The organism is Myxococcus xanthus, from assembly GCF_013116825.1.
GTDB lineage: Bacteria > Myxococcota > Myxococcia > Myxococcales > Myxococcaceae > Myxococcus > Myxococcus xanthus_B.
Genome location: NZ_JABFNS010000113.1, coordinates 1 through 21,458 on the forward strand (window position 1 = coordinate 1; position 21,458 = coordinate 21,458).

Below are 21,458 nucleotides of genomic sequence, written 5' to 3' on the forward strand. Positions count from 1 at the left end.
CCCGCCTCCCCCCCACGGCGGTAGCCCCCCCCGAAGGCACGCGCCGACGCATCCTGGAGACGGCCCTGCAGCTCTTCGCGAGCCGCGGCTATCACGACACGTCCATTCGGGACCTGGCGTCAGCCCTGGAGCTGCGGCCCAGCGCGCTGTACGCCCACTTCGCGGCCAAGGACCACGTCCTCGCGGAGCTGGTGCGCATTGGCCACGAGGCCCACTTCGAGGCGCTGGAGACCGCGTTCCAGGGCGCGAAGCCCACGCCGGCGGACCAGGTGCGCGCGCTGGTGCATGCGCACACGCGCGTCCACGCGGAGCATCCGCAGCTCGCGCTGGTGGTGAACGAGGAGTTCTACGCGCTGAGCCTGGAGCTGGCGGCGCCCGCGCAAGCGCTGCGGGACAAGGCCAACGCCATGTTGATGGACGCCATCCAGCGCGGCATGGCCCAGGGACAGTTCTCCCCGCTCCATCCCCAAATCACCGCCGCGGCGATTGTCGGCATGGGCTCTCGCATCCCCCACTGGTTCGAACCCGGCGGCCCCATCGCGGTGGAGACCCTGGCGAAGACCCACGCCGAGCTGGCGCTGCGGATGCTGGGAAACGTCTCCGGCGCGTGAGGCCGGGCGGCTAACTGCGTATCCGCCTGCGGCCCGACGCCACCTGGAACGCGTACACCCCCAACGCGACAATGCCGGCGAGGAGGACGACCCACAGCAAGCCGCCGACGACGGCGCGAGTCACGGTGAGCACGACCCAGAGCGCGAGCAGCGCCAGCCCCACGTAGAGCAGCCCCTTCATCATTGGCCTCCATGCCACGGGTAGGTCTCCTCATGGTAGGGATGTCCCGCGAACGCAGCAGGGCCCGGCTGCCCGGCTGCCCGGCTGCCCGGTTGGTCGCCCTCCCCTTGAACTTTCCGAACCGGCTCGCGACGGAAGGCGCATCCACCGCGACGGCGGAGACCCTTCCCTCCGTCTGGACACACTCCCCATGAAGACTCAGATGCTTTGGAAGTTCATGGCGCTCGCCCTCACCCTGTCCGTTCCTGCCTTCGCCGTGGACGGGCGCAATAAGGGCAACTTCCAGCGCAAGGAGATCAAGAGCGCCGAGGAGATTGAGCAGGCGCAAGATGACCGGGGCTTCGCGCTGGGCCTACGCGCGGGCTACGCCATCCCCCTGGGCTCGCGCGCGGACGCGACGAGGAGAGGGGGCGAAAAACTAAGCAACTGGCTTACTGGTGCAATTCCACTGCAAGTCGATGCGGGCTACTTCTTCAACTCGAATGTCTACCTGGGCGCTTACTTTCAATACGCCCACATACTCCGGACCAGGGACTGCCCCAGGTGCTCCGACAGCAAAATGCGCTTCGGCGTCAACGTGTCCTACCATTTCCGCGCGGGTGAGACGTTCATGCCCTGGCTGGGGCTGGGCATCGGCTACGAAATACTCAGCTCGGAAATCACAGTAGCCACTGGGACCAGCCTGGAGACCTCCTTCCGCGACGACTACCGAGGCATCGAGTTCGCATCTGTCCAGGCTGGCGCCGACTATCGCATCAACGACTCGTTCTCCATCGGGCCCTACGTGTCACTGGCGGCCGGCGTCTACCAGACGAAGACCTCCAGCGTCGATTTCAACGTGCCAGGCAAGGAGGAACTGAACTCGGAGTCTTCGAAAAGCATCGAACACAAAGCGGTTCACGCCTGGCTGTCCGGCGGCCTGCGCATGCAGTTCCGCTTCTGATAGCGGCGTGCGGATGAAGAGAGCTGGCGAAGGTTGTTGTAGGCGTGAGGAGGTACTGCCTGCCATGTCCAGTACCCATTCGCTCGACCTGCGCGAGCGTGACATCGCAGCTTGGCATGAGGGCGATGGCAAGAGTGCCATCGCCCGTCGCTTCATGCTCGGCTATGTCACAGTGCGTCGCTACATCGCTCGCTTCGAGGCAACCGGCAGCGCCTGTGCGCGACCCCATGGGAGTGGGGCCCCTCGCAAGGTGGTCGCGGCGGGCGAAGAAGTGCTGCTGCGCCTGGTGTGCGAGCATCCGGATGCCACGGACGAGGGGTTGGCACCGTCTATGCGGTACGCGCTGGGTGCCCCATCAACCACACCACGGTGAATCGCGCGCTGCGGCGCATGGGATTGACACGTAAAAAAGTCCCTCCACCCGAGCGAGCGCGACACCCAGGCCGTAGAGGCTTTGCGCTGGGTGTACGCGATCGGCATGCGGCAGATGGCGCCCGACAACCTCGTCGTGGTGGATGAGATGGGCAGCCACACCGACATGACTCGCACGCACGGGCGAGCACCGGTGGGAGAGCGCCTGACGGGCGAGGCGGTGCCTCGCAACCGGGGCTGCGCAACAACGGTGCTCGGTGCGCTGACGCACCAGGGCATCGAGGCCCATCTGGAAGTCGAGGGTGGCACCAGCCTGGAAGTCTGGGGCCGCTTCGTCTTGGAGCACCTGGTGCCCATCCTGGAGCCTGGTCAGGTGGTCATCTGGCACAATCTGGCAGCGCACAAGTGCCGAGCGCTCATCGACGTCATCGAACCGCGTGGCGCCCAGGTCGTCTTCCTGCCTCCCTACAGTCCCGACTTCAACCCCATCGAACTGGCATGAAGCAAGGCCAAGGCGTTGCTGCGCAAGTGGCGACTGCGCACCCGCTCCGGTTTGCACCAGGGCATCAAGTTCGCCCTGGCAGCCATTTCTCCGAGCGATGCAGCTGGCTGGTTCGCCCACTGCGGTTACTCCGCCGCTCACCTCATCTGAGCTGCGCTATGAGTCGATGCGTTCCTTTCTTTGGAGGCCGAACGCATCGCAATAGCTTTGTCGAAATCCAGCATCGGCTGGCCGTGACGAGCGATTGGTCCCAAGTCATCCCAAATCCTCTTGGTGGTGGCCACCAATTCGTCGTGACGCTCTTTGCTGCACAAACCCTCACTCCCGACTTGGAGAGTGCCTGCTGGGCGCATTTTGTGCAGAGAGTGGTACATCTCGTGGTCGAACAGGATCGACGAACGTAGCATCCAAAGAGAATCAACACCCATGAGGAGTTTCTCCGGGAGGTGCAGCGCGGCAACTCCCCAGGACTCGAGGAGCGCGTCGCTCGCAGTCTCGATGCGATGGCGAGTACCGGAAGTGCGACGGTCGTAGTGCTCGTCCGGAGAGAGGTGATGTGCATCCTTCTCGTTGGTTTCTCCATGCTTGTCGCTGTGGGGCGCACCTATCAGAGCCGCGATGTTCGCTGGCAGGCATAGTGCCTCCAGTTCGCGAAATAGGCGGAATGACGCGCCCCAAAGATGCTGGGCTGCCTCGCCGCGCCTCTCATCTGCCTTCGACGCGCGGAACGAGGCTAGTTCATTGGGGACGACGCTCCATGCCGTCCAGATGGCCGCAATGACCGCTCCGAGGGCACCGAGACCGCCCGCCAAGGCTCCGACGGTATTGAGGATGTTCCATAAGCATCCGGCATTGCCCATGGCGTAACGCTATGGATGCTACCTACGTCACACCACTGCCTGAGATGGACACCCGAGGAGGGGCTTGCTAGCTGCCGCCTGTGTGGCCAGCCCTTGGGGGCCTGTGCCCGAGGCTTCCCTTCCCAACTCTGCCAAACGCGCGGAGCGGAGATGACGGGCCATGCTGGACGTGTCGATTCCTGATTTCCTATGGTCGCCGACCTTTCGCTCAGCGAGAGGTGGGGGAGTCCATGGAGTTGCTATGCTTTCTCGGATCGTCCGCCGTGGTGTGTGGCGTGTCCGTCTATCTGTTGGGGAAGTGGCTCAACCGCCGCCGCGCTGCTGCGGCGTCCGCGCCGGTGCTGCCCACCGCGCCCCAAGGGAAGCTGACATCCCTGCCTCGCGGGGCAGTGGTTGAGGTGGTCGGCGAGTCCAACTACCAGGATGCGCTGGAAGCCCTTGCGGAGGAGCGGACGAGGCTAAGCCAGCGTATTGCCACCACCGCCCACCTGGTTCGCGAGCGCACCAACCGCTTCGACGCGAACGCCGTGGCCGTCCTCATTGAGGGCCGCCTGGTGGGGTACCTGTCCCGGGCGGACGCCGTGTCGTTCCGCCCACTCATCGAGACCATGGAAGATCAAGGCGAGGTGGCCGCCTGCGCCGCCACCATCGTCGGGGGCTGGTCCCGGGGGGAGAGGGGGAGCGGGAAGTTCGGCGTGAAGCTGGACGTCGTGCATCCAGACAAGGCACCCGCCGAGGCCACCATCATCTCCCATGCGGTGACGGGACTGTGGGAGGCGAAGGGCCCCGCCGGACGGAGGAAGGTGGTCCAGCGCGCGCTGGAGTCGCTGCGGACGGAGGAGGCGAAGACGCAGCTCCTCAATGAGGCATCGTCCGTGGAGGTGGTGTCTGCGTTGGAGCAGGCCGCGGGACTGAAGACGCCCGCCGCCAAGCGCCGGAGGATCCAGTCCGCACTGGACGCACTGCGGGCGGACGAGGTGCCGGACGAGCTCCAGCGCCAGCAGGTCGAGTGGCTGGAGGCGGCGCTCCGGGACCTCGACGCGCCGCGGGAAGCCGAGCCTGGCGCGTAGGCCCAGCGTCCCAAGGTGCGCTTCGCCCTCCGAACCATCGGCGCCGGTGCCCGGTGGCCATGTCTCCGAGCCGCACCGCAATCATGCGCGCTGGCGCACCACCCAGGCGGCGGTGGTGCGCCAGACGCTGGAAGCGGAGATGACAGGAGGGGCTGAGCCACTTACGACGGAGGAGCGTTCGGAGGAGGGGCCCCTGGCGGGCCACCTCTGCCCGATACTCGCGAACCAGCCCACCCCATCGCGCCAGCGATAATGAGCCCGAGGCTTACCGCTGACTGTTTGTCGATGACGCCTTTATGAATTGCGACTACGCCAGCGCCGACGATGGAGACGAAGCAGACCGTCCATCCGGCAAGAAGCCATCCGGCCATCCGATCCCGTGCTGCGTAGTATTCCCAAGAGCGCCTTTGATGGTCGAGGATGCGGTCGTGAAGGTTCCGCTCGCGGAGAGCATCGAGGTCAGGTTGGGCGCCGAGCCGCTTTGACCTAGCCTCAACTACGTTCTGGGCAAGAGGCATGAGCGTCTCGATGATGGAACTCAAGACCGCTAGCAGTCTGGTGAACTCTTCAACTTGAGACGCAGAAGGCGGAGGTTGGCTGTCGCTTGATGAATCGCCCGCCTCATCTGGTGACACGACTTCGGCGGTATAGACATGGCCTCCCTCTGCACCCTGTGCGTCGTTGGGCGGAGAGGAACTCGACTGCTCGGAGGGAGTCTCGGGGGGCGACTGCGGGTTGATGCTAGCGTCGTTCATGTGGTCGTTGGACTGCACGGAGCGCACTCACCGGGAGTGGCCATGCACAGCAAAATACGAGGTTCGGTGCTGGGCTTCACGAGGGTCGTGGCGGACTACATGTTGGAGTGGAGCGCCTCTCGTGCGGGTACCTCCGCCGGGTGATACTGGAGGCGCCATGCCTTCCTGCTCCCAACCTGCGCAGTACTCCGAGGCCGACTGTCGCAACGCGGCCGCGCCCCGGCACAAGCGGTGCTGGGCGCACCTCAAACGAGTGACGCGGGGCCAGTCGCAGTCGGCGCCGCTCGCACCTACCTACATACGAGTTACCCTGGGAGCGCCTCACGGCCGCGCCCCTGGCCTACGCCGACGCCAGCGACGACGGGGAGGAGTTCGCCAAGGTGCGGGACAGGCTGCGCAAGGCGGCCCTGGGCTGGGATACGCGCGAACCGCGCCGGTGCCCCCGGCGTTGCCTGCACCACGGGTGCGAAAGGAGCGCACGCCGGAATGAGTCACACCCGCGGCGCTGACGGAGCCTCGCCAGCGCAGTGTGCCACACCTCGGTCCAGCCCATGCGGGATGGCCCGATTGCCTGCTGCCCTTTGAATTTTCCCAACACGCTCGCGTCAGCAGGCGCATCCGCCGCAACGGCGGATCCTTCCTCACGCTGGATACCCTCACATGACCACTCCCCGCACGCTCTGGAAGCTCACGACCCTCTCCCTCATGTTGTCCGCTCCCGCCTTCGCTAGCGCCGACGAGGTCGAACAGCCCCAGGAGGACGGGGGCTTCGCGCTGGGACTGCGGGCGGGCTACGGAGTCCCACTGGGGCACGCCGCGGGCTCCGAGCTCGGCGAAACCCCCAAGATGAGCGAGGTGTTCAAGAGCGCCATCCCCTTGCAGGTGGAGGCGGGATACTTCTTCAACTCGAATGTCTACCTGGGCGCCCACTTTCAGTACGCGCCCGTGCTGCTCGCCGAGGACTGCGAATCGGACGTCAGTTGCTCCGCCGATCAGATGCGCTTCGGCATCAACGCGTCCTACCACTTCCGGGCGGGAGAGAAGCTCAGGCCCTGGATGGGCCTGGGCATCGGCTACGAGATGCTCAACCTGAAAGTATCCTCAAGCGAGGCCGGCGTGGAGGCCACCATTGGCACGGGCGTCCGCGGCATCGAGTTCGCCGCCCTCCAGGCCGGCGCCGACTATCGCATCAACGACACGTTCTCCATCGGGCCCTACCTGTCGCTGGCGGCCGGCGTCTACCAGTCGTCGACCTCCAGTAGGGAGATGAAGAACGTGCCCATCATTGGTGATGTCTCCGAGTCGGAGTCGGAGAGCATCGACAACAAGACGGTCCACGCCTGGCTGTCCGGCGGCGTGCGGGCGCAGTTCCGCTTCTAGGCCGCGCCCACCTCAGTCCAGCAGGTGCGGGTTGCGCAGGATGAGCAACCCCGCCTGCACGGTGGCGGCGTAGTCGTTGAGATGCCCGGCGTCGATGAGCGCCGTGGCATCCCGGCTTCCGCCCGCAGCAAGCGCCGCATCCACCTTCTTCGCCCCCTGGTTGTACGCGGCGAGCGCCAGCCGCCAGTCGCCATAGCGCGCGTGCAGGTCCGACAGCAGCGCGGCGGCCTGGGACTCACGCGCCACGTCCAGCCGCTCGTCGCGCGCCTCACTCACCTCCAGCCCGTAGCGCCGCGCCGTCTCCGGGATGAACATCCACACGCCCGCGCCGCGCAAGCCCGGCGCCAGCGAGGGCCGGCCATCCGTCTCCGGCATGTTCGTCGCGGCGGACTCGACGACGGCCACGGCCAGCAGTCCCTCGGGCAGCCCCTTGTCACGCAGCGGCGCGGAGAGCGACTCCCGCTGCGTCACCAGGTTCGCCAGCGCGCGCTTCATGAACGCGCGCCCTTTCTCCGAACCGGTGAGCGCGTTGAGCCGCGCCAACACATGCGCGTCCACCACCACCGGCAAGTCTCCCTCCGGCTGGCTGGACCGGGCGAGCGCCTGCGCCTCCGCGAGCGTCACCGCGCGGCCCTGCGCCACGCCTTGTGACAGCGCCGCGAGCGGAACCAGGACGAGACACAGCGCGGCCAGGAGCGCGGAAACACCCTGGGCACCGGCGGGGCGAGGATGGAAGAGCATCTGGATTCTCCGGGTGGTGGGGTGGGACATGCCGGTGACACCGGCGGGAAGGGGAGACTCGGGCCGCACGGACAAGGCCGCCTGGAGCAGGCACCGCGCGTAGGCCTGCGCCTGGGCCCTGCCCGTGGCCACCAGCGCTTCGTCACACGCCAACTCCTGGAGCGAGGCCATCCACCGGGACAGGGCATATGCGCCCGGATGCCAGAAGAAGGCGCCCGTGAGGACGAGCCGCGCGAAGGCCCGGTGCGTGTCGCGCTGCCGGTGGTGCTGAAGCTCGTGAAGCACCGTCAGCCGGAAGGACTCCGCGTCCTCCAGCAGCGCGGGCGGCACCACCACCCACGCGGAGGGCTGACGCCCGGCGCGAGGAAACCACGCGGAGAAGGCCGGCATGCCCGCCTCGCCCAACACCACGGCGACACGCCCCACGCCGCGCACGCGGGGCAGCGACTCCAACTGACGCAGCAGGCGCGCATGCCGCACCAGCGCCCGTGTGATGAAGGCGCCTCCTCCCACCAAGAGCGCCAGCGCCGCCGCGGGCAGCACGGGCGGCGGCGCGGGGGCGGACTCCCGAGCCCGAGCAGGCTCCGCCACCGGACGCGGCTCCCACAAGGGCGCGGGCAGCCGCCCCGCGTGGCGAGCCACGGAACGCTCGAAGGTGAAGCGGGGCCCGGTGGGCACCAGCGCGTGCACGGCCGCGGCCAACAACGGCAGCACCAGCGTGAGCAGCAACACGCCACGAGCCACCTTCAAGGACTGCCGCGCCGACAAGGGACGGCCCAGCCGAGCCAGCAGCGTCAGCGCCAGCCAGGCCAGCGGCGGCGCCACGGCGAGCAGCAGCGCCTGCGTCAGATAGAGCGACGCGAGCTCACGCAGCGCGGCGCTCACGGCTTGCGCCCCTTCGCGTCGAGCAGCTTGCGAAGCTGGTCCATGTCCGAAGCGGACAGGGGCACCGCCTCCACCAGCCGCGCCACCAGCGCGGAGGGCGTGCCGTCGAACACCGTCTCTACCAGGTGGCGCACGCTCTGCGCCTCATAGGCGTCGCGCGGCAACACCGCCGAGTACAGGTGGCCACGGCCCTGCTTGCGGCTGTGCACCACGCCCTTCTGCTCCAGGATGCGCAGCACCGTGGAGACGGACGTGTACGCCAGCGCGCGCTCCGGCGGCAGCGCGGCGAGCACGTCCGCCACACTCACCTCACCGAGGCGCCAGACGATGTGCATCAACTCCAACTCCACCGGCGTCAACGGCCGTGGAGCCACTTCGGGCTCAGGCTTGCGAGTCACGAGCAAACCTCCGTGACGCGCAAACTACTAAGGGCTTAGTTTCAAATCAACTAACCACTTAGTTATTCACTGACGGAGCTCCTGGCCCTACACACCGAGCGCCTCCCGCAGCTCCGGCAGGCGCCGCGACCGCACCGCGCCGTAGACGAACCGGTCCGGACGCAGCACCACCACGTCCGCGGCGTGCTTGGAGAACCAGTCCGCCAGCTTTCCGGTGACGTCCACCACCGCGGGCGCCGCCTCGGAGGCCTCGTCCACCGCCTCCGCCGGAGGATGGAACGTCATCATGCGGCCACCCAGCGACTCGGCCAGCTCGCGCGCCGCCTCCAGCTCCGCCGACGGCGCGTTGCCCCGGCACAGCACCGTGAATTCATTGCCCAGGGTGTCGTCCAGCAGGACCTCCTCACCCGACGGCAGCTTCACGCGCGGCTGGATGAAGTACTCGCCCTTGTCGCCGAAGTAGTAGCCGCTCGCGTGCGCCGGGGCCTCCTTGAACTCGAAGCCCTCGATGAACTTGCGCACCCGGGGGATGCGCTGAAGGGTGCGCAGCAGCGCGTCACGCGCGGAGGCCACCAGGGGGTTGCGCGCCAGGAACAGGTGCCCCACCCGCACACACAGCTTCTGCACCGCCTCCACGTGCGGCCGGCGCTCCTGCTCATAGGTGTCCAGCAGCGACGCGGAGGACTGCCCGTGCAGCACGCGCTTCAGCTTCCACGCCAGGTTGGATGCATCCCGCATCCCCGACACCAGGCCCTGACCCATGAAGGGCGGCATGGTGTGCGCCGCGTCGCCCAGCAGGAAGACGTTGCCCTGGCGCCAACGCGCCGCGTTGAGGCAGTGGAACGTGTAGACCGAGGCACGCTCGATGCGCACGCGCTTGGGGTCCACGTACGGCGCGATGAGCTCGGAGATGGTCTCCGACTTCTCCAGGTGCTCGCGCGTCTCGCCGGGCATCATCATGAACTCCCAGCGAATCTGGTTCACCGCGCCGGTGGCCACGAAGGCCGGACGCTTCGGGTCGCACACGAAGCGGCAGATTTCCGGCACCTCCCCTTCCACCACGGTGCCGGACACCGCCAGCCAGGGCTCGCCATAGGCCCGCCCCGACATCGAGATGCCCAGCGCCTTGCGCACGGTGCTGCGCGCGCCGTCACACGCCAGCAGGTACTTCGCGCGGATGGAGCGCTGCTCGCCCGTGAACGAGTCCTGGTAGCGCACCGTCACCCCGTCGGAGTCCTGCACCACGGTCTCCACGCTCACGCCCTTGCGCAGCTCCACGTGCTCGAAGCGGTTGAGCCCGTCGCGCAGCGCGCCCTCCAGCAGCGGCTGGTGGAAGAACCACAGCGGCGTGTGGCCGAAGCCGAAGTCCGTCTCGCCGGTGTGAATCTCCGCGAAGCGCTTGCCCGTGCCGCCCACGTACTCCGCGAAGCGGCTTTCCCGCATGTCGCTTTGCAACAAATCCAACAGTCCGGTGGACTGGTAGATGCGAAGGCCTTCGTCGTCGCACGAAAAGGCCCGGGGCTCGCCGTGCGGCGCCACGTCCCGCTCCAGCAGCAAGGTGCGCACACCCATGAGACCCAGCAGGTTGCCCGTCAACGCCCCCACCGGACCACACCCGCTGATGATGACGTCCACCTGCGCGTCCGTCTGCTGACTGTCACAACCCATGGGTGCCTCCCGGGGCAATGTCTGGCATTTTTAATAACGAATCAGGTGTGACCACGGTGTGACGGGTCTGGAAGCCCGGATCAGCATCCGCTCAGAGCGGCGAGCTGCCGTGTGACGGAAAAACCACACGCAAAAATTGTCACTGCTGGGGCAATCCCTACCCGTTACGGAGGTTTTCGGCGGACGTGTTACCTTAGAGCCCCGCCCATGCGAGGAATCCCGGAGGACATGGCAGCCGACGGCCTGGTAAATACACAACGCTTTCACCTGGAACTCTTGGGCGAAGCCCGGCTCCGGGTCGGCGACACACGCATCCCGCTGGAGCGGCGGACCGCGGCGGTGCTCGCATGGTTGGCATTGGAAGGCCCCCACCCGAAGTACCGTCTGGCCGGCCTCCTGTGGGCAGAGTCCGGGGAGACGACCGCGCGCAACAACATGCGCCAGCTGCTGCGCCGGCTGCGGCTCGCCTGCGGCGCGGAGCTGGTGCAGGGCACCGATGTCCTCTCGCTGTGTGAGGGGGTTGTCTCGGACGCCGCCGAACTCCAGGCCCACGTGCTCGAGGGGCGATACGCGGAAGCCCTCGCGCTGGAAGGCGTTCTCCTGGGTGTCCTGGAATACGAAGATTGCTCAGAATTCCAAACATGGTTGGAAGGCGCGCGTGAGCGGTTGGACAAGCTTCGCCGCCGGGCCGCCGTGGCGGAGTCGGAGTCGCGGGAGAAGCGGGGGGACCTGACGGGTGCACTGGCGCTCGCGGAGCAGCTCCTCACCATGGACCCGTATTCGGAAGAAGCGTGGCGCCGGCTGATGCGGCTGCACTACGTGGCGGGCGACCGCATGGCCGCGCTCAACGCCTTCGAGCGGTGCCGCCGCCTGCTGCGCGAGGAGCTGGACACCACGCCGCTGCCGCAGACAGTGGCCCTGGCGCGCGAAATCGAGCGGGGCCCGCCGGCTCCCAAGCAGGTGCCCCCACCCACGAGCCGGCTGCCCCTCTCCGTGCTCCGGCCACCGGTCCTGGTGGGCCGCGAGCGCGAATGGGCGCGGATGGAGGCCGCGTGGGAGGCGGGGCAGACCATCTTCATCGCTGGCGAGCCGGGCGTGGGCAAGACGCGCCTGGCCCATGACTTCGCGGCGTCGCGGGGCAACTACCTGCTGCTGGAGGCGCGGCCCGGCGAACAGAGCGTGCCCTACGCCTCGCACGTGCGGCTGGTGCGGCAGATGCTGGCCCGGGTGCCCGATCCGAACCTGCCGAGCTGGGTGCGGCGCGAGCTGGCGCGCCTGCTGCCGGACCAGGCCGGGCAGGAAGGCCTGCCCCCGCCCATGGCGGACGAGGCCGACCGCAGCCGCTTCCTGGAAGCGCAGTGCCAGCTCGTCTACCAGCTCGCGGCCAACATGGACGCCATGGTGGCCGACGACCTCCAGTTCATGGACAGCGCCACCGCGGAGTTCGCGGTGCTGATGCTGTCGCGCCGCCACGCGCCCGAGCCCGGCGGCCGCTTCCCGCGCTTCATCGACACCTACCGGACGGATGAGCTGTCGCCCCAGGCCACCGTCTTCGTCCAGCAATTGGTGACCGCGGGCCTGGCCATCCTGGTGGAGCTGCAGCCCCTGGGCTCCGCGGCGGTGGGCGCGCTGCTCCAGAGCCTGGACCTTCCCGGCGCGGAGAAGCTGGCGCAGGACGTGACGCGGCACACCGGCGGCAACCCGCTCTTCATCACCGAGACGCTGAAGTACCTGCTGGAGACCGGCGGCCTGGAGCGCGGCTGGCCCGAGCACGTCCCCGCCTCTGGCCGGGGCCAGCAGCTCATCCAGCAGCGGCTGGAGCGGCTGTCCCCCTCCGCGTTGCTGGTGGCCCGGTTGGCCGCGCTGGCCAAGACGGACTTCACGCTGGAGCTGGCCAGCGAGGTGCTGGAGATGAACCCGCTGGCGCTCGTCACGCACGTGGCGGAGCTGGAAGGCGCGCAGATTCTGAGGGGCGAGCGCTTCACCAATGACTTACTCTTCGAGGTGGTGCGCCAGGGCATCCCCGGCGCGCTGGGCACGCTGCTCCACCGCCGGCTCGCCGTGGCCCTGGAGCAGCGCGGCGCCGCGCCCGTCGTCGTGGCTCAGCACTGGCTGGACGGCCACGAGCCGCGCCGCGCGGCCCCCTTCCTCGTCTCCGCCGCCAACGCGGAGGCCGCCGCCCTGCGCCACCTGGAGGCCGCCCTGCTCTACCACCGAGCCGCCGCGCTGCTGGACGAGACGGGCAACGCCGACGAAGCGGCGCTCGTGCGGGGCCGCGTGCGCAACATCCCCTCCGCGTAGCCGGCTCGGCTCAACGAGGTGCCGCCGTCACCTCGCGCGCCACGCCCAGGAGGGCATTCAGGGCGTTGAGCGGCGCGCCAAGGCCATTGTGAAGACTTTCTAATCAGCGCGTCCCGATTTCACCTGTGACGCGCGAGCAAGAGCAGACGCATATTCCGTTCCGTCGAGCAGTGACACCACCCCAAGGCCAGGAGAGCACCTCTCATGATTCCCGTTCGCGGCTATGCCGCCCAGGACGCCAAGTCCCCCCTCGCCCCGTTCCAGTTCGAGCGCCGCGAGCCCGGCCCCAGCGACGTGCAGATTGAAATCCTCTACTGCGGCGTCTGCCACTCCGACCTGCACCAGGCGCGCGACGAATGGGGCGGCTCCCTGTACCCCATGGTTCCAGGCCACGAAATCATCGGCCGCGTGGTCCGCGTGGGGGACCAGGTGAAGAAGGTCAAGGTCGGGGACATGGCCGGTGTCGGCTGCCTGGTCGACTCCTGCCGCACCTGCCCCAGCTGCCAGGAGGGCCTGGAGCAGTACTGCGAAAAGGGCAACGTCCAGACGTACAACGCCAAGGCGAAGGACGGGAAGACGCTCAACCAGGGCGGCTACAGCGAGGCCATCGTCGTGGACGAGGCCTTCACGCTGAAGATTCCGGAGAACCTGGACCCGGCCGCCGCCGCGCCGCTGCTGTGCGCCGGCATCACCACGTACTCGCCGCTGCGGCACTGGAAGGTGCAGCCGGGTCAGCGCGTGGGCGTGGTGGGCCTGGGCGGACTGGGTCACATGGGCGTGAAGCTGGCCAAGGCCATGGGCGCCCACGTCACCGTCTTCAGCCACACCGACCGCAAGAAGCAGGACGCCGCGCGCCTGGGCGCCGACGCTGTCGTGGTCTCCTCGAACCAGGAGGAGATGGCCGCACAGACGGGCAGGTTCGACTTCATCCTCGACACCGTCTCCGCGCAGCACGACATCAACGCGTACCTGCGGCTGCTGCGACGGGACGGCCACCTGGTCCTCGTCGGCGCCCCGGAGAAGCCGCTCGACGTCCGCCCCTTCTCCCTCATCCCCACGCGGCGGAGCTTCTCGGGCTCGATGATTGGGGGTATCCAGGAAACACAGGAAATGCTAGACTTCTGCGCCAAGCACAACATCGTCTCCGACATCGAGCTGATTTCCATCCAGCAGGTGAATGACGCCTACGAGCGGCTGCTGAAGGGAGACGTGAAGTACCGGTTCGTCATCGACCTCGCGAGTCTGCGGAAGTAGCCGCCCGGGAGCCCCGGCTCCCACCTCGCGGGACAACAGCCGATAGGCAACGACTGCCCCGGCTCGAAGTCGCGCCCCGCCCACCGGCCCTGGAGGGCAGGACAGTGCACGCCATTGCACGCCGTCCTGCCCCATTGGTCAGGTGCCTGCTCGCCGTTTGGTGCGAATTCTCAGAGCATGACTACGACGATTGCGCAGGCCGGTTTCGTGAAGGTGACGTCCCCGTACCCCGAGGAGCAAGAGTTGCTGGATCCAGCGCTCGCTGCCCCCACGCCCCAGAAGGCAGCCCAGCTTCGCCAGAAGGCGAGCCATTGGCTCAGCCGCGCACAGAAGGAGCTGCACGACGCCATCTTCGCGCGGGATGGCTCGGAGGCCGGACTGGACCGTTATGCCAGCGCCCGCGCGGAGCTCGACTCGGCGGAGACGTGGGCCCTGCGCGTCGCGGAAGCCTTCTCCGTGCGCCGTGATTGACGACGCGCCGGGAGCCCCGGCGCTGGACGGCCGCGCCGGGCACTCCAGCGGACGTCACGCCACCCGGGCGGGAGCCTCGGTCCGCTCGGCCTGGGCGCCCTCCGGCAGCGGCACCGACAGCGGCACCGGCGCGGGGCGCTGGCCGTAGGGGAAGTAGTCCTTGAGCTTCAGCATGTGCTTCTCGAAGAGGTTCCAGCTCACCAGCGCGAGCCCCAGCGAGAGCCCCGCGGCCACCACGTAGAACACCAACTGCATGGGCATGTCCGAGCCCGCCACCGTCTTCAGCGGCGTCTTCAGCACCGTGCGGCGCAGGATGGCGTCCAGCGGCGAGTGGATGAGATAGATGGCGTAGCTGTACTTGCCGAAGGTGAGCAGCAGCCGCGTCGTGAGGAAGCGGTACAGGACGTGGCCCTTGGAGACGGCCACCGCCTTGTACACGCACACGGCGTAGAGCACGGCGATGGCGGTGTAGCCGCCCGTGCGCTTCACCAGCTCGAAGGTGGGGCCCACCGGCAGCACCACCAGCGCGAGCACCACCGGCACCGAGGCCCAGACCGCCCAGCGCATCCACGGGAACGCCTTCAGCCCCAGCCCTTCCGGGTGGCGCAGCGCCATCGCGAGCAGGCCGCCCATCGCCAGCGAGTCCACGCGGCAGAACGTCACCACGTAGGTGCTCTCGATGCTGGCCCCGTACAGCGTGAGCCCCACGCGCACCAGGATGGCCAGGGCGATGGTGCCCAGGCACAGCCGGATGGCGCCCCGGTACGACACCGCGGCGATGAGGAAGGGCCAGACGATGTAGAACTGCTCTTCGATGGCCAGCGACCACACCACGCCGAGGATGGGGTGCGTGGTGTCCACCCACAGCTGGTAGAAGTTGGAGAAGTACAGCAGGTACCAGACGGCGCCGTCGGTGGTGATGCGCTCGTCCAGGCCCAGCCGGCCCGCCAGCGATGGCAGCACCAGGAACGACACCGCCAACGCCAGGTAGTAGAGCGGGAAGATGCGCAGGAAGCGGCGCATGTAGAAGTTGCGGAAGAAGTGCGGCTGCCCCTTCGCCTCCCAGAGGATGCCGGTGATGAGGAAGCCGGAGAGGACGAAGAACAGGTCCACGCCCGTCCATCCGGCGCCGGCCAGCCACCACGTCACGCGTCCCGCCACGCTCTGGTCGCTCAGGTGGGTCGTGTGGAAGAACACCACCAGCAGGACGGCGAGGCCCCGCACACCGTCCAGCACGGGCAGGTGACCCTGCAGGCGCGGAGCGTGCGCCGTGGGTGCATCCACACGGCCAGAGTTCAAGGACATGAAAGTTCTCTTACCAACAACAACTGTGATTCAACAAGACCACCACCCGGCGTGCGTGGGATTGCGGTTCGGGGTGTCAGTCCTGCCACCAGGCAGTCGGGCGCGGGAAAAACGCACGCGCGCGTGAAACTCCCGGGCCGCCCGTGACACCTTGGTGCCGTGGCCCTCCTTTCCGCGATGAAAATGGTGTTGGCAGGTGCGCCCCCGTCCGACACGGACCAGGAGCGGACGCTGCTGCGCCGGGCGCGCACGGGTGACCCCGCGGCCTTCCGCAGGTTGTTCGAACGGCACGCCGCGGGGGTGTGGCGCTTCTTGAAGGACTTGCTGCGCGACGAGGCCGCGGCGGACGAAGCCACGCAGGAGACCTTCGTCCGCGCCCATGCGCGGCTGGGCGCGCTGCGCGACGAGGACCGGCTGGGCGCGTGGCTGCTGGGCATCGCCCGGCACGTGTACCTGGAGTCGCTTCGGCACCGGGGGGTCCACGTGGACATGGACGATGAAGTCCATGGCAGCCAGGTGGAGGCGGTGCTGCCCACGCCCACGCCAGAGGACCTGCTCCTGGACCGGGAACTGGAAGGATTGCTGGCGGGCGCGCTGGGGACGCTGCGCGAGGACCGGCGCGCGGCGCTGCTGCTGCGCATCGACCACGGCCTGCCCTACGAGGAGATTTCAGCGGTGATGGGCTGGTCGCTCCAGAAGGTGAAGAACGAAATCCACCGCGCACGGCTCCAACTGCGCGAGCACCTGGCCGCACACGTTGGAGGCCACTCATGAGCGCTTGCCGCGAAACCGAATTGGACGCGCTGCTGGCCGACGAACTCTCCCCCGAGGACGCCGCGCGGGTCCGCGCTCACACCCAGGCCTGCCCCGCCTGTCAGCACGCGCTGAGCTGGCTGCGCGCGGAGCGTGGGTGGATGGCGCAGCGAGCGCGGCGCATGCCGGCGCGGCCCGCCCTGGACTTCGCAGCGTTGGAGTCCCGGCTGCGAAAGCCCGTGGTGCCCGCCGCCCCGAAGGTCAGCTGGCTGCACTGGGGGAAGATGCTGACCGCGGCCCTGGCGTCGGTGACCTTCGTGGGCATCACCACGCTCCAGGTGACGCGCCTCCCAAGCGCCGACGAGCCCTGGCCCCGGAACGACGCGCTCACCACCGCCACCCGGGCCGTCGACTGGTGTGACGACCCTTCACGAGAAGCCGTGGCGGCGCTGGAAGCCCGCGTGGGGGCGTGCCTGGTGGCCTCCCCCCTGATAACGCTGCGCTGACGCCGGCCGCGGTGACCTACGGCGCCGGGGTCAGCTGGCCCTCTGCGTGCTGGACGGCCTCCACCGCATCCACCAGGCCGTTGCCGTAGTTCGGATCCCACCCGGCCGGCCCCAAATCCCGGGCCGTCTCGAGCAGGGCTCTGCGGACCTTCTCCGCATCGAGCCGCTGGGGATCCAGGCTCCACGCCAGGGCCGCCACCCCGGCCACGTGCGGCGTCGCCATGGAGGTGCCCGTCTGCAGCGTGTAGTCCAGACCGGCGACGTCCAACGTCACATTCTGCCCCATGAGCCCGCGGAGCACGTTGGCCGACTCCAGGGACACGGAGACGGTGGGCACCCACAGCTTGGACGGCCCGTTGAGCGTGAAGTTGCCCGTGCCCTCGTCGGCGGTGTGGTTGCCGATGATGACGGCCTTCGCTCCGGCGCGGATGGCGTTGCGCACCTTCTCCTCGAAGAGGATGCCGCCGCCGCGGTCGACATAGGCGACGAAGCCATCACAGGTGGCGGCCTCGCCACAGTCGGAGATGCTGCCGCCCAGGCCGCAGTCCACCATCCGCCCCGAATAGGCGCCCACGGCCGAGAACTCCAGGGGGTTGGACGCGAACTGCTGGCCGCTCGCGGCCACCTCGCCATACGGCGCCCCGCCGATGATGGTGGCGCTCAACACGCCCACCCCGGGGGCCACCAGGTTGATGCCCTGGCCGTACTGGGAGAAGCTGGCCCACTCCTCCGAGAAGGTCACCGCGCCCACGCCCACCACGGAGTCGTACCCGGCGGGGAAGGACACCTCGCCCGCGCCGGAGTTGCCCGTCGCCGCGATGGCCAGCACGCCATTCGCCCGGGCCTGGTTGAAGGCCAGCTCCTCGGCATCGTTCTTCGACGCGGCGCCGAGCGACAGCGACACGATGTTCGCCCCCTGCTCCTGGCACCACTGGAGCGCGGCGATGACATTCAGGGTGTCGCCCGTGCCGCGCTCGTTCAGCACCCGAGCAATCAGCAGCGACGCGGTGGGGGCCACGCCCACCGTGCCGTTGGGGTCCTCGCCCAACCGCACCCGGCCGCCCCCGCCCAGCTGCGCGGCGATGGTGGCCGCGGTGTGCGTGCCGTGTCCGCCGCCCCACAACAGCACGTTGCCCTTCGAGTCCACCTGCGCGTCCAGGGCCAGCGAGTTGGCGGACCCGCTGATGAAGTCCTTGCCTCCGATGAAGGCGGCCTGCAGCTCCGGGTGGCGGTTGTCCCAACCACTGTCGATGACGCACACCTTGATGCCCGTGCCCGAAGGCCGGCCCGCATCGAGGACACCGTCGTCGTTGAAATCCCAGACCTTGTTGGCCCGCACCATCTTCAAGCCGTCGGTGTACTCCCCCACGGAGCCCACGGTGTTGGGGGGCGGCCGCGGCTCCGCGCCCAGCCACGCCTGCGTGGGCAGCGGTGGCCGCGACATGCCGAGCGCGTACACCGGACGGTTGGGCGACACCGACACCACGTCCGGATTCCGGGCGAGCGCCGCGCGCGCCTCGGGAGACACCCGGGCGGACAGCATGTTCAGCGACGGGACGCGCTGCCTCACCTGGCCTCCAGCGCGCGTCACCTCGTTGGCGAAAGCATCCGTGTTGGCCTGCGCGGTGGCGAAGACGCGCTGCCGGAAGGCGATGATGACGTCCTCCCCGCCATCGTCCCTCAGGGCCGCCTCGCTTCGCGCCGCGGACACCACCGTCGGCAGCTGGGACGCCCCCTCGGTGCCGGGGCACACCTTGGGCTCCTGCTCCGAGCCACATGCCATCAGCCCCCCGACCAGACCCAGCCAGACGCAACGCTTCATTTCACGCTCCTCGATTGCCCGTCCAGCAGGCGTCGTACGTCACGGCGCGGCTGATGGATTTCCAGGGACGCGCATGAACGGGAGGACACCTGATTCCGTTCCCGGAGCGCAAGTTAACCACGCCAGCGAACCGGCCGCTCGCGCCCCTGTCCGTCGCAGGACGTGCCCGGCGAGCAGCCGACAGGGGAGCGTTCGCCCTCTCACGCCTCGGCCGGATCCACGCCGAAGAGGCGGAGCGCATCGGCGGCATAGACGTCCAACTGCCGCTGTGTCTCCGCGGCGTCCCAGCCCAACCGGGGCGCCATGACTTCGGCCGCCACACGCGCGGCCGCCTGCCCCTGGTCGCGCGTCTCGAACGCCACCTTGAGGCGGCGGATGAGCAGGTCCGACAGGGTGTGCACCAGTTCGTGGGTGACACCCCAGGCGGCCTCGGCGGCCCGGTAGGGAAGCCCCTCGGCGAGCGGCCGGGACAACGCGGCGTCCTCTCGCGTCAGGGCCCACACGCGGCGCCAGCGGCTGCCATAGGCGCGCACCAGGTGGACGGCTGTGGCGTCGTCTCCCACCTCGGCGCGCGCCGCGGCGAACTCGGCGTCCAGCGCGCGGATGTCTCCCCCCGGCAGGGGCAACACATCCGTGGGCGAGCGGCGACGCGGCTGGCCCAGGCGGCGCTCCACGGCGTCCACCACGTCGCGCGCCATGACGCGATAGGTGGTGAGCTTGCCACCGCTGATGGCGAGCACGCCGGAGGGGCTCACGTCGATGGCGTGCTCGCGGCTGGCACTGCCCGCGTCGTCCTGCGAGCCGTGGTAGCCGCTGGCCACCAGCGGACGGATGCCGGCCCACGCGCTCACCACGTCCGCGCGAGTGAGGCGCGCCTCGGGGAAGAAGGCGTTGGCGGACTCCAGCAGGTAGGCCACGTCGGACTCGCTGGCGCGGACCTCCGCGGGGTGCGCGCGCGTGGACGTCTCCGTGGTGCCGATGATGGTGAAGTTGTCGGCGGGGAGCACGAACATCACCCGGCCGTCCTTGGGGGACAGCAGCGTGAAGGCGTCGCGGTGGTTGATGCGCTCGCGCGGCACGGCGAGGTGGACGCCCTTGCTGCCGCGCACGGCCGGGCTCGTCCCATTCGGCGCATCCAGCCGCCGGATTTCATCACTCCACGGGCCCGTGGCGTTGACGAGGACCCGTGCGCGCACGGTGACCTCCTCGCCGGTGAGGTGGTCCACCACCGTCGCGCCGTGCGCGTGTCCCTGTTCGAGGACGAGCGCCTTCACGGACGCGTGGTTGAGGACGACGGCTCCCGCCTCGGACGCGCCCACGGCATTGGCCAGGGTGAGGCGCGCGTCGTCCGTGGCCGCGTCGTAGTAGCGGGCGCCACCCTTGAGGTGGTCGGTGCGCAGGCCGGGCTCGGCCGCGTGGACCTGCCGGGCGTTGAGCCGCCGGTAGCCCTTGACGTTCCGGAAGAGGGAGAGGGCGTCGTAGAGCATGAGGCCCGCGTTGAGCTTCCAGCGGGGCACGCGGGCGCCCGCGTACACGGGCCAGATGAAGGCGAGCGGACGCACCAGGTGCGGGGCGAGCCGCAGCAGGCGTTGGCGCTCGATGCTGGATTCGAAGACGAGGCCCAGGTGGCCGTGCTCCAGGTAGCGAAGGCCGCCGTGGATGAGCCGGGACGAGCGGCTGGAGGTACCGCTGGCGAAGTCGTCACGCTCGACGAGCGCCACCTTGAGCCCCCGGAGCGCGGCATCCCGCGCCGAGCCCGCGCCGGTGACACCGCCCCCGATGATGAGGACGTCGAAGGTCTCCGTGGCCAGGGCCCGCAGGCGTGCTGCACGGGACGGAGGCGGGGGCACCTCTGCTTCGGAGACAACACGGCTGAGCGCGACGGATTCAGAACGCACGGCACAAGTGTAGCGGCGTTGGCCGGCGAGGGCAGCGGAAACCAATGCGCTGCGTCAAGCGCGCTACACGGAGCGCGGCGACATGTGTCCGCGAGGCATCCCTCCGAGGGGGGACGGCGCCTTGCGCGTCCGGATGAAGACAGATAGGAGGCGACCGACCCCTCCCCTCACCCCCGGGCTCCACGGCCTTGTTGAACCCCCACGACCGACGCGACCTGGCCAGCCTGGGACTGATGGTCCTGGTGTACGGGCTCGTGGTGGCGCCGGTGCTGCACGCGGTGGTGGAGCACGGCGATGGTGGTCATCACCACCCCCATGCCCATTCACACCCGCACGGGCGCGCCCACGCGCACGGTGCGGGGAACGAGCACGCACACCGTGGCGATGAGGGCGCGGGGGAACCCGCACCCGACGGTGAGCGGAAGCGCGGGCACGAGCACCTGACGGGCTCCGTGGAGCACCTTCAGGCGGTCGCGCTGACCTGGGCGGTGATGAAGCTGCCGCGCGTGCGTGAGGTGTCGTGGTTGGCGGAGCGCCAGCGAGGCCCCACGAGGGTCCCCGGCTCCGCGGTGCGCCCGACGGCGATGCCCCAGGGCCCGTAGCCGTCATCCCCCTCTCGCAGCCAACGCAGGGAGCCACGCGTGCGGAGCACGCATGGGGCCGTGTGTCCTGCTCGCTGACTCACTCCTGAACCCGTCCCGGTGGGGTCACTCCCTGGGGCGTCGTGCGCCGCGCGAAGTCCGAGCGGGAGCAAGACGCCACAGCATGGGGCCTGCGCCGCT

The 21,458-nt window shown here is 68.9% G+C and carries 20 protein-coding genes; 12 read left to right on the forward strand and 8 right to left on the reverse strand.

The window, feature by feature from the left end; all coding sequences use genetic code 11:
- Positions 1-611 (forward strand): TetR/AcrR family transcriptional regulator (locus HNV26_RS27375; RefSeq protein WP_253817097.1); only part of this gene is annotated, 611 nt, incomplete at its 5' end.
- A gap of 10 nt (positions 612-621) precedes the next feature.
- Here HNV26_RS27375 and HNV26_RS27380 read toward each other — a convergent pair.
- Positions 622-810, reverse strand: coding sequence for a hypothetical protein (locus HNV26_RS27380; RefSeq protein ID WP_171443878.1), 189 nt, complete (start codon positions 808-810; stop codon positions 622-624).
- A 172-nt stretch (positions 811-982) separates the two neighbouring features.
- On the opposite strand from HNV26_RS27380, the gene HNV26_RS27385 reads away from it, so the two are divergent.
- The 3 genes from HNV26_RS27385 to HNV26_RS27395 all read left to right on the forward strand — a co-directional run bounded on the left by HNV26_RS27385 (position 983) and on the right by HNV26_RS27395 (position 2,609).
- Positions 983-1,735, forward strand: coding sequence for an outer membrane beta-barrel protein (locus HNV26_RS27385; protein ID WP_171443879.1), 753 nt, complete (start codon positions 983-985; stop codon positions 1,733-1,735).
- 64 nt (positions 1,736-1,799) lie between these two features.
- Entirely contained in the window at positions 1,800-2,108 is a 309-nt protein-coding gene (locus HNV26_RS27390) for a helix-turn-helix domain-containing protein (protein ID WP_171443880.1), read from the forward strand.
- A 90-nt stretch (positions 2,109-2,198) separates the two neighbouring features.
- A complete protein-coding gene (locus HNV26_RS27395) occupies positions 2,199-2,609 on the forward strand; it encodes a transposase (RefSeq protein WP_171443881.1) in 411 nt (136 codons plus the stop codon).
- Between the two features lie 137 nt (positions 2,610-2,746).
- On the opposite strand, the gene HNV26_RS27400 is transcribed toward HNV26_RS27395, so the two are convergent.
- Positions 2,747-3,469 carry a hypothetical protein gene (locus HNV26_RS27400; protein ID WP_171443882.1) on the reverse strand — a complete coding sequence of 241 codons (723 nt, stop codon included), beginning with the start codon at positions 3,467-3,469 and terminating at the stop codon, positions 2,747-2,749.
- A 230-nt stretch (positions 3,470-3,699) separates the two neighbouring features.
- On the opposite strand from HNV26_RS27400, the gene HNV26_RS27405 reads away from it, so the two are divergent.
- Both HNV26_RS27405 and HNV26_RS27410 read left to right on the forward strand, forming a co-directional pair.
- Positions 3,700-4,539, forward strand: coding sequence for an HIRAN domain-containing protein (locus HNV26_RS27405; RefSeq protein ID WP_171443883.1), 840 nt, complete (start codon positions 3,700-3,702; stop codon positions 4,537-4,539).
- 1,415 nt (positions 4,540-5,954) lie between these two features.
- Positions 5,955-6,674, forward strand: a complete 720-nt coding sequence (locus tag HNV26_RS27410; protein WP_171443884.1) for an outer membrane beta-barrel protein — start codon at positions 5,955-5,957, stop codon at positions 6,672-6,674.
- Between the two features lie 12 nt (positions 6,675-6,686).
- Here the strand turns inward: HNV26_RS27410 and HNV26_RS27415 are convergent, their stop codons facing one another.
- From HNV26_RS27415 to mhpA, 3 genes are all read right to left on the reverse strand, one after another.
- Positions 6,687-8,300: a M56 family metallopeptidase gene (locus tag HNV26_RS27415; protein WP_171443885.1), complete on the reverse strand. Its 1,614-nt coding sequence runs from the start codon at positions 8,298-8,300 to the stop codon at positions 6,687-6,689.
- A complete protein-coding gene (locus HNV26_RS27420) occupies positions 8,297-8,698 on the reverse strand; it encodes a BlaI/MecI/CopY family transcriptional regulator (protein WP_171443886.1) in 402 nt (133 codons plus the stop codon). Before HNV26_RS27420 ends, HNV26_RS27415 begins: the two co-directional genes overlap by 4 nt.
- Positions 8,699-8,785: 87 nt before the next feature.
- Complete coding sequence (gene mhpA, locus HNV26_RS27425) at positions 8,786-10,366, reverse strand: bifunctional 3-(3-hydroxy-phenyl)propionate/3-hydroxycinnamic acid hydroxylase MhpA (RefSeq protein ID WP_171443887.1); 1,581 nt, start codon at positions 10,364-10,366, stop codon at positions 8,786-8,788.
- Positions 10,367-10,594: 228 nt separating this feature from the next.
- Between mhpA and HNV26_RS27430 the strand changes: the two genes are divergently transcribed.
- The 3 genes from HNV26_RS27430 (at position 10,595) to HNV26_RS27440 (ending at position 14,392) form a co-directional block, all read left to right on the forward strand.
- Positions 10,595-12,667: an ATP-binding protein gene (locus HNV26_RS27430; protein WP_171443888.1), complete on the forward strand. Its 2,073-nt coding sequence runs from the start codon at positions 10,595-10,597 to the stop codon at positions 12,665-12,667.
- A 204-nt stretch (positions 12,668-12,871) separates the two neighbouring features.
- Positions 12,872-13,921 carry an NAD(P)-dependent alcohol dehydrogenase gene (locus HNV26_RS27435; protein ID WP_171443889.1) on the forward strand — a complete coding sequence of 350 codons (1,050 nt, stop codon included), beginning with the start codon at positions 12,872-12,874 and terminating at the stop codon, positions 13,919-13,921.
- A 177-nt stretch (positions 13,922-14,098) separates the two neighbouring features.
- Entirely contained in the window at positions 14,099-14,392 is a 294-nt protein-coding gene (locus HNV26_RS27440) for a FruA-associating protein, FapA (protein WP_171443890.1), read from the forward strand.
- A 54-nt stretch (positions 14,393-14,446) separates the two neighbouring features.
- Here HNV26_RS27440 and HNV26_RS27445 read toward each other — a convergent pair whose 3' ends face one another.
- Positions 14,447-15,697 (reverse strand): acyltransferase family protein, encoded by a 1,251-nt coding sequence (locus HNV26_RS27445; protein ID WP_171443891.1) that lies wholly within the window; start codon positions 15,695-15,697, stop codon positions 14,447-14,449.
- A gap of 159 nt (positions 15,698-15,856) precedes the next feature.
- Here HNV26_RS27445 and HNV26_RS27450 point away from each other — a divergent pair, with 159 nt between their 5' ends.
- Entirely contained in the window at positions 15,857-16,471 is a 615-nt protein-coding gene (locus HNV26_RS27450) for an RNA polymerase sigma factor (RefSeq protein ID WP_171443892.1), read from the forward strand.
- Positions 16,468-16,956, forward strand: a complete 489-nt coding sequence (locus HNV26_RS27455) for an anti-sigma factor family protein (protein WP_171443893.1) — start codon at positions 16,468-16,470, stop codon at positions 16,954-16,956. Before HNV26_RS27450 ends, HNV26_RS27455 begins: the two co-directional genes overlap by 4 nt.
- 16 nt (positions 16,957-16,972) lie before the next feature.
- Here HNV26_RS27455 and HNV26_RS27460 read toward each other — a convergent pair whose 3' ends face one another.
- Together HNV26_RS27460 and glpD are read right to left on the reverse strand one after the other, a co-directional pair.
- On the reverse strand, positions 16,973-18,778 hold the full coding sequence (locus tag HNV26_RS27460; RefSeq protein ID WP_171443894.1) for a S8 family serine peptidase: 1,806 nt from the start codon (positions 18,776-18,778) through the stop codon (positions 16,973-16,975).
- A 200-nt stretch (positions 18,779-18,978) separates the two neighbouring features.
- Positions 18,979-20,676, reverse strand: coding sequence for a glycerol-3-phosphate dehydrogenase (glpD, locus tag HNV26_RS27465; RefSeq protein WP_171443895.1), 1,698 nt, complete (start codon positions 20,674-20,676; stop codon positions 18,979-18,981).
- A gap of 191 nt (positions 20,677-20,867) precedes the next feature.
- Here glpD and HNV26_RS27470 point away from each other — a divergent pair, with 191 nt between their 5' ends.
- Entirely contained in the window at positions 20,868-21,278 is a 411-nt protein-coding gene (locus tag HNV26_RS27470) for a hypothetical protein (RefSeq protein ID WP_253817099.1), read from the forward strand.
- Positions 21,279-21,458 lie beyond the last annotated feature (180 nt).

Bases quoted from the DNA above. Each gene is read 5' to 3' on its own strand.
- HNV26_RS27385 (WP_171443879.1), top strand. From the start codon at position 983: ATGAAGACTCAGATGCTTTGGAAGTTCATGGCGCTCGCCCTCACCCTG.
- HNV26_RS27390 (WP_171443880.1), top strand. From the start codon at position 1,800: ATGTCCAGTACCCATTCGCTCGACCTGCGCGAGCGTGACATCGCAGCT.
- HNV26_RS27400 (WP_171443882.1), bottom strand. From the start codon at position 3,469: ATGGGCAATGCCGGATGCTTATGGAACATCCTCAATACCGTCGGAGCC.
- HNV26_RS27405 (WP_171443883.1), top strand. From the start codon at position 3,700: ATGGAGTTGCTATGCTTTCTCGGATCGTCCGCCGTGGTGTGTGGCGTG.
- HNV26_RS27410 (WP_171443884.1), top strand. From the start codon at position 5,955: ATGACCACTCCCCGCACGCTCTGGAAGCTCACGACCCTCTCCCTCATG.
- mhpA (WP_171443887.1), bottom strand. From the start codon at position 10,366: ATGGGTTGTGACAGTCAGCAGACGGACGCGCAGGTGGACGTCATCATC.
- HNV26_RS27430 (WP_171443888.1), top strand. From the start codon at position 10,595: ATGGCAGCCGACGGCCTGGTAAATACACAACGCTTTCACCTGGAACTC.
- HNV26_RS27435 (WP_171443889.1), top strand. From the start codon at position 12,872: ATGATTCCCGTTCGCGGCTATGCCGCCCAGGACGCCAAGTCCCCCCTC.
- HNV26_RS27440 (WP_171443890.1), top strand. From the start codon at position 14,099: ATGACTACGACGATTGCGCAGGCCGGTTTCGTGAAGGTGACGTCCCCG.
- HNV26_RS27445 (WP_171443891.1), bottom strand. From the start codon at position 15,697: ATGTCCTTGAACTCTGGCCGTGTGGATGCACCCACGGCGCACGCTCCG.
- HNV26_RS27455 (WP_171443893.1), top strand. From the start codon at position 16,468: ATGAGCGCTTGCCGCGAAACCGAATTGGACGCGCTGCTGGCCGACGAA.
- HNV26_RS27460 (WP_171443894.1), bottom strand. From the start codon at position 18,778: ATGAAGCGTTGCGTCTGGCTGGGTCTGGTCGGGGGGCTGATGGCATGT.